11 protein-coding genes and 1 tRNA gene are annotated in these 16,108 nt (G+C 69.4%); 4 read left to right on the top strand and 8 right to left on the bottom strand.

The genetic code is table 11. From position 1 onward, the window contains the following. Positions 1–137 precede the first annotated feature (137 nt). Entirely contained in the window at positions 138–1,181 is a 1,044-nt protein-coding gene (locus tag AC1RNC_RS00940) for a LacI family DNA-binding transcriptional regulator (RefSeq protein ID WP_492882936.1), read from the top strand. Between the two features lie 61 nt (positions 1,182–1,242). Beyond that, positions 1,243–3,540 (top strand): beta-glucosidase family protein, encoded by a 2,298-nt coding sequence (locus AC1RNC_RS00935; protein WP_492882934.1) that lies wholly within the window; start codon positions 1,243–1,245, stop codon positions 3,538–3,540. A gap of 82 nt (positions 3,541–3,622) precedes the next feature. Here the strand turns inward: AC1RNC_RS00935 and AC1RNC_RS00930 are convergent, their stop codons facing one another. The 3 genes from AC1RNC_RS00930 to AC1RNC_RS00920 all read right to left on the bottom strand — a co-directional run bounded on the left by AC1RNC_RS00930 (position 3,623) and on the right by AC1RNC_RS00920 (position 7,755). Continuing rightward, positions 3,623–5,215, bottom strand: coding sequence for a fatty acid--CoA ligase (locus tag AC1RNC_RS00930; protein ID WP_492882932.1), 1,593 nt, complete (start codon positions 5,213–5,215; stop codon positions 3,623–3,625). Positions 5,216–5,308: 93 nt separating this feature from the next. Further along, positions 5,309–6,085: a copper resistance protein B gene (locus tag AC1RNC_RS00925; protein WP_492882930.1), complete on the bottom strand. Its 777-nt coding sequence runs from the start codon at positions 6,083–6,085 to the stop codon at positions 5,309–5,311. Next, entirely contained in the window at positions 6,082–7,755 is a 1,674-nt protein-coding gene (locus AC1RNC_RS00920; protein WP_492882928.1) for a copper resistance system multicopper oxidase, read from the bottom strand. Before AC1RNC_RS00920 ends, AC1RNC_RS00925 begins: the two co-directional genes overlap by 4 nt. A gap of 63 nt (positions 7,756–7,818) precedes the next feature. Here AC1RNC_RS00920 and ybaK point away from each other — a divergent pair, with 63 nt between their 5' ends. Beyond that, positions 7,819–8,295: a Cys-tRNA(Pro) deacylase gene (ybaK, locus tag AC1RNC_RS00915; protein WP_492882926.1), complete on the top strand. Its 477-nt coding sequence runs from the start codon at positions 7,819–7,821 to the stop codon at positions 8,293–8,295. A gap of 50 nt (positions 8,296–8,345) precedes the next feature. Next, positions 8,346–8,422, top strand: a tRNA-Met gene (locus tag AC1RNC_RS00910). Between the two features lie 128 nt (positions 8,423–8,550). On the opposite strand, the gene cobA is transcribed toward AC1RNC_RS00910, so the two are convergent. The 5 genes from cobA to AC1RNC_RS00885 all read right to left on the bottom strand — a co-directional run bounded on the left by cobA (position 8,551) and on the right by AC1RNC_RS00885 (position 16,093). After that, a complete protein-coding gene (cobA, locus tag AC1RNC_RS00905; RefSeq protein WP_492882924.1) occupies positions 8,551–9,315 on the bottom strand; it encodes a uroporphyrinogen-III C-methyltransferase in 765 nt (254 codons plus the stop codon). Next, on the bottom strand, positions 9,308–11,992 hold the full coding sequence (locus tag AC1RNC_RS00900; RefSeq protein WP_492882922.1) for a molybdopterin-dependent oxidoreductase: 2,685 nt from the start codon (positions 11,990–11,992) through the stop codon (positions 9,308–9,310). Before AC1RNC_RS00900 ends, cobA begins: the two co-directional genes overlap by 8 nt. After that, a complete protein-coding gene (nirD, locus tag AC1RNC_RS00895) occupies positions 11,985–12,338 on the bottom strand; it encodes a nitrite reductase small subunit NirD (RefSeq protein ID WP_492882920.1) in 354 nt (117 codons plus the stop codon). The genes AC1RNC_RS00900 and nirD overlap by 8 nt, the downstream gene beginning before the upstream one ends. Next, positions 12,335–14,791, bottom strand: coding sequence for a nitrite reductase large subunit NirB (gene nirB, locus AC1RNC_RS00890; protein ID WP_492882918.1), 2,457 nt, complete (start codon positions 14,789–14,791; stop codon positions 12,335–12,337). The genes nirD and nirB overlap by 4 nt, the downstream gene beginning before the upstream one ends. An 81-nt stretch (positions 14,792–14,872) precedes the next feature. Next, positions 14,873–16,093, bottom strand: a complete 1,221-nt coding sequence (locus AC1RNC_RS00885; RefSeq protein ID WP_492882916.1) for a nitrate/nitrite transporter — start codon at positions 16,091–16,093, stop codon at positions 14,873–14,875. Positions 16,094–16,108: the final 15 nt, after the last annotated feature.

The raw sequence follows: 16,108 nt of genomic DNA, 5'->3' as shown, positions 1-16,108 counted from the left end.
TTGACCAATTTTTGTCCCATAGACATGACATCCGAGACAACATGGACTATGGCTCTGACAGTTCACCGCCTTGTGGACGCCGCCTTTCACTGCTGGGGTGGCGCCGACAAGCTTGGCGGTTGGGGATACGGGGACCCATGACGACGATCACCGACGTGGCCGAACGGGCGGGCGTTTCGCCCAAGACCGTCTCCCGCGTTCTCAACGATCACGACAGTGTCAGCGCCAAGACGCGCGACCGTGTCCGCGCGGCCATGGCCGACCTGGACTACCAGCCCAGCGCCGTGGCCCGCAGCCTGCGCTCGCAGGGGTCCGGTTCGGTCGGCGTGCTGATGGGCGATCCGTCCGGCGGCTACCACACCCGCGTCCACCACGCCCTGCTGGTGGCCTGCGTCGAGACCGGCCGCCACCTGTCGGTCGACCTGTCCGAGGGCCCGATCCCCGGCTGGGCCGACCGCGTCCGCGCCTTCGTCCGCGACGGCGGCATCCGCGAGATGATCCTGCTGCCGCCGGAATGCGACTTCGGCCCGATGAAGGACCTGATGCGCGAGCTGGACGTGCGCTGCGTTCTGATCACCCCGACGACGCCTGATCCGCAGTTCCCGGCCATCGGCATGGACGACCGGGCCGCCGCGCGCGAGGTGGTCGAGCACCTGTTCTCGCTGGGCCATACCCGGATCGGCCACATCGCCGGCCACCCGGACCACGCCGCCAGCACCCACCGCCGCAACGGCTTCTTCGAGGCCTATGCCGCGCGAGGCCTGCCGCGCCCGCCGCCCGAGCTGATCGTCGGCGGCGAGTTCACCTTCAAGACCGGTCTCGACGCGGCCCGCCAGCTGCTGGACATCGACAATCCGCCGACCGCGATCTTCGCCGCCAATGACGACATGGCCGCCGCCACCTGCATGGAAGTCCAGCGTCGGGGCCTGCGGATTCCGGACGATGTCTCGGTGGTCGGCTTCGACGACGCCCCGATCGCCGGCGTCATCTGGCCGACCCTGACCACCATCCGCCAGCCGTTCGATCAGATGGCTCTGCGCGCCATGCACACCTTCGCCGCCTGGAGCGCCAACGAAGGCGCCGGCAAGACCAACACACCCTTCCTCGCGCAGCACAGCCTGGTGGTGCGCGAATCCACCGGTCCCGCCCGGAGCGGCCCGCCGCCCCGGCGAAAGACTTGAACCCCTCCCCGACCCGGTCCGAGAGCCGCGCGGGGCGCCAGAAGAACACGACGGAGGAAACATGACTCGGACGACCTGGCGGAGCCTGCGGCTCGCCCTGCTGATCGGCGCTTCCGCCTCGACGCTGACCGCCGCTCCGGCCCTGGCCCAAGCGGCGTCGAAGGCTTCGGGGAAGCCCGTGGCCTCCAAGCCGGCCCATGCCTGGCTGAATCCCAAGCTCTCCGCCGACGCCCGCGCCGACCTGGCGCTGAAGGCGATGACCAACGACGAGAAGTTCACGGTCATCTTCGGCTACTTCGGCTCGGACATGAAGCCGAAGTATACTCGCCACAAGGACTCGCACGACGCCTCGGCCGGCTATGTCGCCGGCGTGCCGCGCCTGGGCATCCCCGGCCAGTGGCAGACCGACGCCGGCGTCGGCGTCGCCACCCAGGGCAGCCACCAGGATCTGCGTCCGCGCACCGCCCTGCCCTCGGGCCTGGCCACCGCCGCGACCTGGAATCCCGAGCTGGCCTTCAAGGGCGGCGCGATGATCGGCAAGGAGGCTCGCGACTCGGGCTTCAACGTCCAGCTGGCCGGCGGCGTGAACCTGACGCGCGAGCCGCGCAACGGCCGGAACTTCGAATATGCCGGCGAGGATCCCTGGCTGGCTGGAACCATGGTCGCCGCCCAGATCCGCGGCATCCAGTCCAACCACATCATCTCGACGATCAAGCACTACGCGCTGAACGGTCAGGAGACCGGCCGCTTCGTGGTCAGCTCTAACATCGACGACGCCGCCGCCCGGACCTCGGACCTGCTGGCCTTCCAGTTCGCCATCGAGCAGTCGGATCCGCACTCGGTGATGTGCGCCTACAACCGCGTCAACGGCGACTATGCCTGCGAGAGCGACTGGCTGCTGAACACGGTCCTGAAGAAGGACTGGGGTTACAAGGGCTACGTCATGTCGGACTGGGGCGCCGACCACTCGTCGGCCAAGGCCGCCAACGCCGGCCTCGACCAGGAATCGGCCGGCGAGGCTTTCGACAAGGAGCCCTACTTCGGCGCGCCGCTGAAAGCCGATCTCGCCGCCGGCCGGGTCAGTCAGGCTCGCATCGACGACATGGCCCGCCGCGTGCTGCGCGCCATGTTCGCCAGCGGCCTCGTGGATCATCCGGTCGTCAATCCGGCCCCGATCAACCTGCCGGCCGCCACCCTGGCCGCCCACGCCAAGGTCACCCAGGCAGACGCCGAGGAAGGCGTCGTCCTGCTGAAGAACGACGGCGATCTTCTGCCCCTGGCCAAGACCGCCAAGACCATCGCCGTGATCGGCGCCCATTCGGACGTCGGCGTGCTGTCGGGCGGCGGCTCCTCGCAGGTCTATCCGGTCGGCGGCCGCGCGGTGAAGGGCCTGGAGCCGGCGACCTGGCCGGGCCCGGTGATCTACTACCCGTCCTCGCCGCTGAAGGCGCTGCGGGCTCGCTATCCGAACGCCAAGGTCGTCCATGACGACGGGACCGATCCGGCCCGCGCCGCCAAGCTGGCCGCCGAGAGCGACCTGGCCGTGGTCTTCGCCGACCAGTGGACCACCGAGTCGGTGGACGTCGTCGACCTGAACCTGCCGCGCAACCAGGACGCCACGATCGACGCCGTGGCCTCGGCCAACAAGAAGACGGTGGTCGTGCTGATCACCGGCGGCCCGGTGGTCATGCCCTGGCTCGACAAGGTCGGCGCCGTGGTCGAGGCCTGGTTCCCGGGCACGGCCGGCGGCGAGGCCATCGCCCGCGTCCTGTCCGGCGAGGTCGACGCGAGCGGCCGCCTGCCCGTCAGCTTCCCCAGGAGCGTGGCCGACCTGCCGCGCCCGAAGCTGGACGGCGTCGGCAAGCCGGAGGGCGAGATGTTCGATGTCGACTACAACCTCGAAGGCGCCGCCGTCGGCTACAAGTGGTACGACCTGAAGCAGATCGAGCCGCTGTTCCCGTTCGGCCACGGCCTGTCCTACACGAAGTTCGCCTATTCGGGCCTGACCGCCACGGCGGCGGGCGACAAGGTCACGGTCAGCTTCGACGTCAAGAACGTCGGAGCCCGGGCTGGCAAGGACGTGCCGCAGATCTATGTCGCCTCGAAGGCCGGTGGCTGGGAGGCGCCCAAGCGCCTGGCCGGATTCGAGAAGGTCGCCCTCGCCCCCGGCGCGACGCGGCGCGTGACCCTGACGGTCGACCCGCGCCTGCTGGCGGTCTGGGACGGCAAGGCTCATGGCTGGTCGATCGCGGCCGGCCAGTACGATATCGCCCTGGGCTCTTCGTCCCGGGCTCTCTCCTCCACCGTCCAGGTCACCCTGGCGGCCCGGAGCCTGCCGGTTTCGCCGGCGGGCAAGTGAGGGTCGCGGGGCATTTCCACCCCTTGCCCCGCGTCCGTCAGTCTCTTCCCTTCTCGGGGCGTCGTTCGCGACGCCCCTTTTTTTAGTTCACCTGCCGCTCGCGCCCTTCCCAGTAGGGGGCCCGCAGCTCCCGGCGCAGGATCTTGCCCGAGGCGTTCCTCGGCAGGGCGGCCACGAAGTCCACGCTCTTGGGCGCCTTGAAGCCCGCGATCCGGGTCCGGGCGAAGGCGATGATGTCCGCCGCGTCCGGCGTCACGCCCGGCTTGGCCGCGACCACCGCCTTGACCGCCTCGCCCCATTTCTCGTCCGGCACGCCGATCACCGCCACCTCGGCCACGTGCGGGTGACCATAGACGGCGCTCTCGACCTCGGCCGGATAGATGTTCTCGCCGCCCGAGATGATCATGTCCTTCACCCGATCGTGGATGAACAGATAGCCGTCCTCGTCCAGATAACCGGCGTCGCCGGTGCGCAACCAGCCGTCGGTGTCGATGGTCTTGGCGGTGGCGTCGGCCAGTTTCCAGTAGCCGGCCATGTTGGCCGGGGAGCGGACGGCGACCTCGCCCACCGCGCCGGTCGGAACGCTGTTCCCGGCCTCGTCGATGACCTTGATCTCGACGCCGGGCATCGGCAGGCCCGCCGCCCGCATGCGCTTGTTCCCCGCCGGATCGTGGTCCTCGGGCGGCAGATAGACCACCGTGCCGGTCGTCTCGGTCATGCCGTACTGCTGGACGAAGCCGCAGCCGAACACCTCCATGCACTCGCGCAGCAGATCCAGCGGGATGGGCGCGGCGCCGTAGAGGATGTGGGTCAGGCGCGAATAGTCGACCTCGCGGGCCCGGGGCTGGCGCACGACGATCTGCAGCGCCGCCGGCACCATGAACATCTTCGAGACGTGGTCCTTCTCGATATAGTCCAGCACCTTGAACGGATCGAACTCGCGCGCCACCACGCCCTTGGCGCCGTTCAGCAAGCCCACGAGCCCCCAGCCGGTGCCGCCGATGTGGGCGACCGGCATGGCGACAAGGCTGACGTCGTCCGGCCCCCAGCGGTTCCAGTCCAGCGGATCCTTGGCCGCCGCGCGGCGCATCGCCAAGAGGTTGTCGTGGGTCAGCATCGCGCCCTTGGGACGCCCCGTGGTGCCCGAGGTGTAGAGCTGGATGGCGATGTCCGAGGTCGCGATCGGCTTGAGGGCGTCGGCGTCGGACTGGGCGTCGCGCCAGGCCTCGAAGGCCGGATGCTCGCCGGCGCCGTCGGGCTCCATGGCCACGACCGCCGGACGGTCGGTCAGTTCGGCGGCGACGCTCTCGATGTGGCCGATCAGCTCGGGACCGACGAAGACGATCTTGGCCTCGCTGTCGCCGACGATGTAGGCGATCTCGGCCGCCGCCAGGCGCCAGCCGATCGGCGTGGTCACCACCCCGGCCTTGGCGGCCCCGATCAGCAGCTCGAAATAGTGGTCGCTGTTCTTGCCGACATAGGCGACGTGATCGCCCGTCGAGAGCCCCGCCGCGATCAGGGCGGCGGCCACCTGGCTGGTATGCCGGTCGAAGTCGGCGAAGGTCGTGTCCCGCCCCTCGAAGCTGAAGGCGACATCTCCCGGCCGCGCCTCCGCGTGATAGCGGGCGACGTCGCCCAGTGTCCGCATGCGGTCGAAATCGATCGCTTCCGCCATCGCGCCTGACTCCCTGGTTGTCTGGATCTGCGTCCGGTCAAACGGATGTTGGGCCAGGGTTACGGTCGCGGCAAGCTGTCTGTAACGATAGGATCAGCGCCAGGCGCGGACGCCGATCACCACCGCCGTGCTTCCGGCCCGCTCGCCGGCGACCACGGCGGGTCCGAACGCCCGCTCGCGCACCACGCCGACATAGGGGGCGAACGCCCGCGTGATCTCGTAGCGCAGGCGCAGACCGCCCTCGAGCTTGGCGGCGCCCGCCTCGGCGAGATCGGCTTCCAGGCGAGGTTGCAGGATCAGCTTCTGGGTCAGGCGCAGATCGTAGGACGCCTCGCCACGGGCGGAGACCTTGCCCTGATCGGACAGGTAGGCCGTCCCCTGCAACTCGAACCAATAGGGCGCCAGGCCCTCGAAACCGACGGCCGCGTAGGATCGCCCTTTGGGCGCCAGATCGTAACGAACGCCGGCCTGGAGATCGAAATAGGGTCCGACCGGCCAAGCCTTCAGCACCTCGGCCTCGCCCTTCTCCCACCCCTCCCCTTCAAGACGCTCGCCGCGCGCCTTGACGACCCACTTGGACGCGTCGCCACCCCACCAGGCCTCGCCCTCGAAAGCCTGGGCGTCGGCGCCGTCGCGCGAGCGGTATTCCAGCTGGTCTGCGCGAATGGTCCACGCCGTCGCCCCGCCATGCTCTTTCATCAGCTGGGCGCGGGCGGCGGCCATGGCTTCCGGGCTGTAGAAGCGCTCGGCGGCGTGGTCGGTGGGGATCGCTGGCGGCTTGGCTTCGGCGGCGGGCTTCATCGCCTCCATGGCGTGACCGGCGTGCGGGTCCGGAGCCTGCTGATGATGTTCGTGCTGGAGGAAGATCATGCGAGCGGCCGGACGGTCACGACATTGAACATGCCCGCGTGCATGTGCAGCAGCAGGTGACAGTGGAAGGCCCAGTCGCCGGGCTCGCTGGCCGTCAGGTCGAAGGCGACCTTGCCGCCCGGCGCGACATTGACCGTGTGCTTCAGCGGCTGGCGATCCTGGCCGTTGACCAGCTCGAAGAAGTGGCCGTGCAGATGGATCGGATGAGCCATCATGGTGTCATTGATCAGCACCACGCGCGCCCGTTCGCCCCGCTCGAAGGCGATCGGCTTCTTGATCGGCCCGAACGCCTCGCCGTCGAACGCCCACATGAAGCGCTCCATGTTGCCGGTCAGGTGGATCTCGATCTCCCGCCCGGGCGGACGCGCGTCGGTCGGCGGATGCAGGCTGGCCAGGTCGGCGTAGCGCAGCACCTTATGGCCGACGTCCTCCAGACCCTGCGGCGGCTCGGCCATGCGGTCCATCGGCATCGGCGCTATGGTCTGGACGCCCGGCGTCAGCGGCACGTTCGGCGCGTTGGCCTGGGAGCGCATCGACATGTCCATGCCGGGCATGTCCATCCCGTGACGCATGTTCCCCATGCCCATGTCCTTCACGGTCGCCAAGGGCCGCGTGCGGAGCGGCGGAACGGCGGCCGACATCCCCAGGCGGGGCGCCAAGGTTCCACGCGCCAGACCCGAGCGATCCGAAGCTTCCGCGACCAGGGTGAAGGCCTTGTCCTCGACCGGCCGGACGATGACGTCGAAGGTCTCGGCCGGGGCGATCTGGAACTCGTCGACGGCGACCGGCGACACCGGCTGGCCGTCGGCGGCCACGACCTCCAGGGAAAGGCCCGGGATCCGGACGTTGAAGATGGTCATGGCCGCGGAATTGATGAAACGCAGCCGCACCCGCTCGCCTGGCGAAAACAGGCCCGTCCAGTTGTCGCCCGGACCGTGGCCGTTGACGAGATAGGTGTAGACCGAGCCCGTGACGTCGGCGATGTCGGTGGGGTCCATCCGCATCCTGGCCCACTCGACGCGGTCCTTCAGCGGCTGGTCCCGACCGGCCAGCAGGCCCGCCACGGTCTGCTTCTGCATGTTGAAATGGCCGGCGTTGACCTTCAACTTCCGGAACAACTCGTGCGGATGCAGGAAACTCCAGTCCGACAGTACGACCACATGCTCGCGGTCATAGGCGATCGGGTCCTCGCCCGCCGGATCGATGATCATCGGGGCGTAGAGGCCGACCTGCTCCTGCAGGCCCGAATGGCTGTGCCACCAGTAGGTCCCGGCCTGCCGCACCGGGAAGTCGTAGGTAAAGGTCTCGCCCGGCTTGATCCCCGGGAAGCTGACACCCGGCACGCCGTCCATCTGGAACGGCACCAGCAGGCCGTGCCAGTGGATCGAGGTGTCCTCGTCGGCCAATGCGTTGGTCACCGACAGGCGGACGTTCTGGCCTTCCTTCAGCCGGATCAGCGGGCCGGGGATCGAGCCATTGACGGTGACGGCGTGGCCCGAGCGACCGTCGATTGTCGCCATGGCGTGGCCGACGGTGAGCTTGATCTCATCACCCGACAGCGCGGCGGGCGAGCGACCGCTCTCGCCGGCGCGCGCCCAACTGGGCAGCAGGCCCGCGGCGCCCAGCGCCAGGGCGCCGCGCAGCAGGGTCCGTCGATCAAAAGCGGTCATCCGCGATCCATATTCCAGCCGCCTATATTCCAAGGCCTGGCACAGTTGGCTATGACGCGAGCCATGTCCAAGAGCACTCCCGCCACCATCGCACTGACCAAGGCCGGCGTCGCGTTCGACCTGCATACGTATGACTACGATCCGGGGTCGGAGCGTGTGGGCCTGCAGGCCGCCGAAGCGCTGGGCGAGGACCCTCGCCGCGTTCTCAAGACCCTGATCGTCATGCTGGACGGCAAGCCCGCCTGCGCGATCCTGCCCTCGGACAAGGAGGTCAGCATGAAGAAGCTGGCCGCCGCCCTCAAGGGCAAGTCGGCCGCCATGGCCCCTGTCCCCGACGCGGAGCGGATCACCGGCTACAAGGTCGGCGGCGTCAGCCCCTTCGGCCAGAAGAAGCGCCTGCCAACGGTGATGGAAGAGGCCGCCCTCACCGAGCCCTACGTCTTCATCAACGGCGGCCAGCGGGGCCTGCAGGTCAAGCTGGCGCCCGCCGACGCGGTCAAGGCGCTTGGCGCCGTGACATCGGCGATCGTCTCGGAATAGCCGCCGCTTGAAATCCCGCGCGGTTCTCGCCTATAAGCCCCGCCTCCTGGGGCTGGGTAGCTCAGATGGTTAGAGCGGTGGATTCATAACCCACAGGTCGGCGGTTCGATCCCGCCCCCCGCCACCAGGACGGATTTCCGTAACCACCTGGTTTTCTTACGCTTCTCCTGGGAACACAGAAGAACAAAGCCGGGCCGTTAGCCTCCCGTTCGCCTGGCCCGCTAGACTTTTATTCCCGCTAAGTACCGGCCGCCACTAGCTAGCAACGCGGGAAAGATCGGCGTTGAGAGCCGGGCGGGCCTCCCAGGCCTGGGCGGCGACTTCGCCGACCACGATCAGCACCGGACCGCTCCTCAGCTCGGCCATTCGGCTGGGCAAGCTCGCCAAGGTGCCGCGAACCAGCCGGGCCGCCGTCCCGCCAGCCTGCTCGACGGCCACGGCGGGCGTGTCGGGCGAGCGGCCCGCGGCGATCATCCGGGCGCTCAGGACCTCGACGACCTCGCGGCCCATGTAAATGGCGATGGTCGCCTCCGGATCGCCCGCCGCGCTCCAGTCGCCGCTCAGGGCGCCGGCCTCCAGACGCGCGGTCGTAAACACCACCCGCCGGGCTTGGCCGCGATGGGTCAGGGGAAAGTTAAACTGCGCGGCGGCGGCGCAGGCGGCGGTGACGCCAGGCACCACCTCGACCGGCACGCCGTGGCCCCGCAGGAACTCGGCTTCCTCGCCCACCCGGCCGAAGATCGACGGATCGCCGCCCTTCAGCCGCACGACCCGCAGACCCTTGCGGGCCAGCAACAGCATAAGCCGGTTGATCTGGTCCTGGCGCATGGAAGGCTTGCCAGCCCGCTTGCCGGTCTGGATACGCACGCAGCCGGGCGGGGCCAGAGCGATGACATCCTCGCTGATCAGGGCGTCATAGAGCAGGGCCTGGGCGCTTTGGACGGCGCGGGCGGCGCGCAGTGTCATCAGGTCGACGGGACCGGGGCCGGCCCCGACGAGCAGGACTTGGGCGTCAGACATGGGCGGGCTCCTTGGTCGGAACGGAAGCAGCGATCGCGGCGATCATCCGGGCGATCTCGGGACGGCACGAGCCGCAGTTGGTTCCCGCCCCAGTGGCGGCGCCGACCGCGTCGGGATTGGCGGCCCCGGCGGCGATGGCGGCCTGCACGGCCCTGGCGCCGACCTTCAGGCAGGCGCAGACCAGCGGCCCCTTGTCGACCGGCGCGCCGGGCGGACGGCCAAGCAGCAGGGCCGAGCGGGCTTCGGCGGTCAGGGCGGGTTCGGCGAACAGCTCGGCCAGCCAGTCGCGCGACGGCAGGCGGCCGGTCCGGGTCACGTACAGCACCGCGACCAGTCGGCCGTTGGCGTCGAGCCAGGCGTCGCGCCGCGCGCCGGTGGCGGCGTCGTCATAGGTCACGCGTTCGCCGGCCAGGGACCGTGTCAGGGCCTTGCGCAGGGCGGCGCGCTCGACCTCGTCGCCCCGGCCGGCGAACTCGTGTTGCTGGCAGTCGTCCCATGGGATGCGCCGCCAGACGAGGTCCAGCCCCGGTGGGGGGCCAAGGCTGTTTCGCGTGAGGAAGAAGCCCTTCCAGGTCTCGCGATAGGCGCGGATCCGGGCGGGGGTGTGCTTGAACTCCGGCTGGCCGGAGGTCGGATCGAGATTGGGCGCGATCAGGGGATTGGATCGCCCCGACGGCGCGAAGGCGTCGGTCCAGTGCATGGGCATGAACAGCCCGCCCGGCCGCTGACGGTCGGTGACCTTGGCCAGGGCCACGGCCTCGCCGCGCGCGGTGATCACCCGGGCCAGGGCGCCGTCCTTCAAGCCGGCCGCTTCGGCGTCGGCCGGGTGGACGTCGACGAACGGCTCGGGCGCGTGGCGGCAGAGATCGGGGGCCAGGCCCGTGCGGGTCATGGTGTGCCACTGGTCGCGGATGCGGCCGGTATTGAGCGACATCGGGAAGGCCGCATCGACGGCGTCGGCCGGACCCTTGGGCCGGGTCGGGACCATGCGGGCGCGGCCGTCGGGGGTCTGGAAGCGACCGTCGACGAACAGGCGCGGCGCGCCCTGGCCGTCCGCGCTCACGGGCCACTGCACCGGAGTCAGGCTGGCGTAGTCGTCGGGCCCCAGCATCGCCAGGCCGGCGAGGTTCAGCAGCCGGCCTTCGTTCTCATAGGCCGTCAGCCGCGCCCATTCGCGGAACACACCGGCCTGCGAGCTCCAGCCAAAGCCGTCGAACCCCATGGCCTTGGCCACGTCGGCGACGATCCGCCAGTCGGCGCGCGCCTGACCTGGCGCGGGAAACAACGCCCGCTGGCGTGATATCCGGCGCTCGGAATTGGTCACCGTCCCGTCCTTCTCGCCCCAGGCCAGGGCCGGCAGCTTGACGTCGGCGAAGGCCGTGGTGTCGGTGTCGACGCAATCGGACACCACCACGAACGGGCAGCGCGCCAGGGCTTCGCGGACCCGGGCGGCGTCGGGCATCGAGACGGCGGGATTGGTCGCCATCACCCAGATCGCCTTGATTTTCCCCGAATGGACGGCGTCGAACATGTCGACGGCCTTCAGACCCGGCGCGCGGGCGGTGTCGGGCGCGCCCCAGAAGCGGGCGACGCGGTCGCGGTCGGCCGGGGCGAAGTCCATGTGGCCGGCCAGGGTGTTGGCCATGCCGCCGGTCTCGCGTCCGCCCATGGCGTTGGGCTGGCCGGTGATCGAGAACGGACAGGCGCCCGGCTTGCCGATCCGGCCCGTGGCCAGGTGGACGTTGAGGATCGACAGGCCCTTGGCCGTGCCCTGGACCGACTGGTTGGCGCCCATCGAGAACAGGCTGACGGTCTTCGGGTTGGCGGCGAACAGGTCGTAGAACGCGATCAGGTCTTCGACCGCCACGCCGCAGTCGGCGGCCACGGCGGGGGGCGACTGGTCCGAGTCCGCCAGGGCCGCCTCCACGTCGGCGAACCCGTTCACATGGGCGGCGATGTAGTCGCGGTCGATGGCCTCGCGCCGGATGAGGTCCGCCAGCAGGCCGTTCCACAGCCGCACATCGCTCTGCGGAGCGATGGCGAGATGCAGGTCCGCGCCCTCGGCGGTGTCGGTGCGGCGCGGGTCGATGACCACATGCTTCTGGCCCCGCGCCTTGGCCGCCTCCATGCGCCGGAACAGCACCGGATGGGTCCAGGCGGCGTTGTGGCCGCTGAACACCACGAGCTCCGCCAGCTCCAGGTCCTCGTAGCAACCGGGCACCAGATCCGCGCCGAACGCCTGCTTGTGGGCCGCCACCGCCGAGGCCATGCAGAGGCGGCTGTTGGTGTCGATGTTTCCCGAGCCGATGAAGCCCTTCATCAGCTTGTTGGCGACGTAATAGTCTTCGGTGAGGAGCTGGCCGGAGACATAGAAGGCGACGCTGTCGGGGCCATGCTTGGCGATGGTGTCCTTGAAGCGCTTGGCGACCAGGGCGGTGGCGTCGGTCCAGCTGGCGACCTTGCCGCCGACAGTCGGCTCCAGCAGCCTGCCCTCCAGCCCCACCGTCGCTCCCAGCGCCGCGCCCTTGGAGCACAGGCGGCCGAGGTTGGCGGGGTGGGCGACGTCGCCCTTCACCGAGAGCATGCGCCCCTCACCGACAGCGCCGGTCACGCCGCAACCGACCCCGCAATAGGGACAGGCGGTCTTGACCGGGATCGGGGCGGCGCCTTCAGCCATCGACGGCGGCCGTCGTCAGGCTTAGCAGCAGTCGGCCGTCGCGGACCTCCAGGGGCACCACCGGCGTGCAGCCCTTGCCTCGATCCGCGCCCATGGCCTCGCCGGAAGCCAAGTCGATGGACCAGTTGTGCAGCGGGCAAGCCACGGCGCGGCCGTGGACGATGCCCTGGCTGAGCGGCCCGCCCTTGTGCGGACAGGCGTCGATCAGGGCGAACACCTCGCCGTCGCCGGTGCGGAAGATGGCGATGTCGCCGCGCGGGCTGGTGACCCGACGGGCCCCGCGACGCGGGATGTCGGTGACGGCGCCGACATCGATCCAGACAGGCGGTTTCAGAGGGGCGTTCATGCGGGGGCGAACTCCATCCGGCGGCTCATGGGCGTGAATTCCTCGTTGTGGCGACCGGCCACGCGCTCGGCCCACGGGTCGATGCGGGCGAAGCGCTGCGAGAACACGAAGCGGTCGTAGAGGGCCTTGCGCTGGTCCGGATCGGTGACCTGGGCCTGGATGCTCTCCAGCCCGACGCGCGCCATCCACTTATAGACCCGCTCCAGGTACCAGCCCTCCTCGCGGTACAGCTGCATGACCGCCGCGATCACCCAGAGGACCTCGTCCTCGGAGCCGGCATGGGTCAGCACCTTGGTCCCCTGGATGTGGAGGCCGGCCGCGCCGCCGATGTGGATCTCATAGCCGCTGTCGACACAGATCACGCCGAAGTCCTTGCAGGTGGCCTCGGCGCAGTTGCGCGGGCAGCCCGACACCGCCAGCTTGACCTTGGCCGGCGCCCACGAGCCCCACAGGAACTTCTCCAGGCGGATGCCAAGGCCCGTGGAGTCCTGCGTGCCGAACCGGCACCAGTCGCTGCCGACACAGGTCTTCACCGTGCGCAGGCCCTTGGCGTAGGCATGGCCGCTGACCATGCCGGCGGCGTTAAGGTCGGCCCACACCGCCGGCAGGTCGTCCTTCCTGACGCCCAGCAGGTCGATGCGCTGGCCGCCGGTGACCTTGACGGCCGGGATGGCGAACTTGTCGGCGACGTCGGCGATAGCCCGCAGTTCGTCGGGGGTGGTCATGCCGCCCCACATGCGCGGCACGACGCTATAGGTCCCGTCCTTCTGGATGTTGGCGTGGACCCGTTCGTTGATGTAGCGCGACTGCTTGTCGTCGCGGTACTCGGCCGGCCAGGCGCACAGCAGGTAGTAGTTCAGGGCCGGACGGCACGAGGCGCAGCCATCGGGCGTGGCCCATTCCATGGCCTGCATTACCGCCGGCATGGACTTGAGGTCCCGCGCCAGGATCGCCTCACGCACCGCCGCGTGCGGATGGCGGGTGCATTTGCACATCGGCTTGGGACCGACCTGCGCCTTGAAATCGTCGCCCAGGGTCAGTTTCAGCACCTGCTCGACCAGCGGCGTACACGAGCCGCACGAGGCCGAGGCCTTGGTCACCGCCTTGACGTCGTCCAGCGTCGTCAGGCCCTGGCCGGTGATCGCCGAGACGATCGCACCCTTGCAGACACCGTTGCAGCCGCAGATTTCCTGCGTGTCGGGCATGGCCGCAACGGCGGCGTTAGGGTCCAGGCCGGACAGCCCCTCCGTGATGGCCTGGCCGAAGATCAGGGTGTCGCGGATGTCGGCGACGGCGGTCCCCGCCCGCATCAGGTCGAAGTACCAGCCGCCGTCGGCGGCGTCGCCGAACAGCACCGCGCCGGCGACCTTGCCGTCCTCGATGACCACGCGCTTGTAGACGCCCCGACCGGCGTCGCGGAACACGATGTCCTCGCAGCCCTCGCCGCCGGCGAACTTGCCGGCCGAGAACACGTCGACGCCCGAGACCTTCAGGCGCGTGGACAGGACAGAGCCCTCATAGGCGCCTTCGCCGTCGGTCATCGACTGGGCCAGCGCGCGGCACATGTCCCAGATGGGCGCGACCAGGCCATAGCAGGCGCCTCGATGCTCGGCGCATTCGCCCACCGCGAACACCGCCGGATCGGAGGTGCGCATAGCGTCGTCGACGACCACGCCGCGATTGACCGCCAAGCCGGCCTCGCGCGCCAGAGAGGCGTTCGGACGGATACCGACGGCCATGACCAGCAGGTCGCAGGGCAAGACCCGGCCGTCCTTGAGCTTCAGACCCGTGACCTGGCCGTTCTCGCCGACCACCTCGTCGGAATGGGCGCCCAGCACCGTCTCGACGCCCCGGTCCAGCAGGGCCTCGCGCAGCAGGAAGCCGGCGCTCTCGTCCAGCTGACGCTCCATCAGCACGTCCATCAGGTGGACGACCGTGGCGGCCATGCCGCGCCTGGCCAGGCCGTAGGCGGCCTCCAGCCCCAGCAGGCCGCCGCCGATCACCACGGCGCGGGCGCCGGGCTTGGCCGACGCCGCGACCATGGCCTCGACATCGTCCAGGTCGCGGAAGGTCACCACGCCCTTCAGGTCGATTCCCGGCAGCGGCAGGCGGAAGGGATCGGAGCCCGTGGCCAGGATCAGCTTGTCATAGGCAAGCGAAAGCCCCCCTTCGGCCCGCACCGTCCTGCCTTCGATATCGACCTCGACGACCGCGCGGCCAGCATGCAGAGCGATGCCGTTGTCGCGGTACCAGGCCTCGTCATTGATGACGATGTCCTCGAAGGTCTTCTCGCCCGCCAGCACCGGCGAGAGCATGATGCGGTTGTAGTTGACGCGGGGTTCGGTCCCGAAGATCGCGATCTCGTAGCGGCCAGGATCGCGCTTGAGGATCTCCTCGACCGCCCGGCAACCGGCCATGCCGTTGCCGATGACGACCAGTTTTTCCTTGGTCATGCCGGTTTTCCCTTGGTCATGCCATTTTCCCTTGGTCATGATTGTGCTCTTCGACTGAAAGGAAGGGGGCGGGCGCGGCGGCTAGACGCGGACGGGCGCGGCGTCGCCGTTCAGCGTCGGCCAGACCGCGCGCCAGCGGGCCTTCAGGCCGTGCAGGGCGACCAGGGCGACCAGCGCCAGAAGCGAAAAGCCGAGGAAGCCGATCTGGTAGGCGCCGGTCAGCTTCTTGGCCATGCCCAGGGTCGAGGCCAGGTAGAAGCCGCCGATGCCGCCGGTCATGCCGATCAGCCCGGTCATCACCCCGATCTCCTTGCGGAAGCGCTGGGGCGCCAGCTGAAACACCGCGCCATTGCCGGCGCCCAAGGCCAGCATCGAGAACATCAGCACCGCCAGGGCCAGCCATGCCGAGGGCGCGTGGAAGCTGGCGGCGGCCAAGCCCAGGGCGGCCAGGGCGAAGACCACCGTCAGGGTCCGCACGCCGCCGAAGCGGTCGGCCAGGGCTCCGCCGACTGGACGGATGAACGAGCCGGCGAACACGCAGGCGGCGGTGAAGAAGCCGGCGATCACCGGATCCAGGCCATATTCCGAATTGAAGTAGATGGTCAGGGACGAGGCCAGGCCGACAAAGCCGCCGAAGGTGACGCCGTACAGCAGCATCAGCCACCAAGCGTCCGGCGTCTTCAGAACGTCCATATACTCGGCCAGCTTCTTGGGCGCGGGCTGCTCGGGAGCGTCCTTGGCCAGCAGCATGTAGACGACGAAGGCCACGGCCAGCGGCAGGGCGGCCAGGCCGATGACGTTCTGCCAGCCGAAATGCTTGGCCAGGATCGGCGCGAACAGGGCCGCCAGGGCGGTGCCCGAGTTGCCGGCCCCAGCGATGCCCAGGGCCAGACCCTGATGCTCCTGCGGATACCATCGCGAAGCCAGCGGCAGGGCGACCGCGAACGAAGCGCCCGCCACGCCCAGCACCAGACCCAGGGCCAGCACCTGATGATAGCAGTGGACGCCCAGCGACCAGGCCATGGCCAAGCCGGTCAGCACGATCAGCTGGCTGATCATCCCGGTGCGCTTGGGGCCGATGCGGTCGACCAGCACGCCGCTGACAAGGCGCAGTACAGCCCCGGCCAGGACGGGGATGGCGACCATCAGGCCCTTCTGCGCGGGGTCGAGATGGAAGTCCTTGGCGATGGCCACGCCCAGCGGACCCAGGATCACCCAGACCATGAAGCTGAGGTCGAAATACAGGAACGCGGCGAACAGGGTCGGCGCGTGGCCAGCCTTGAGAAAGTCTCGGGAGAGCATGATCTGCCTCGGATG

The sequence above is a fragment of the Caulobacter sp. GW822-FHT01G02 genome, assembly GCF_058802865.1.
Note: the sequence above shows the minus strand (reverse complement) of the source record. Positions and strands in the feature narration are given on the sequence as shown.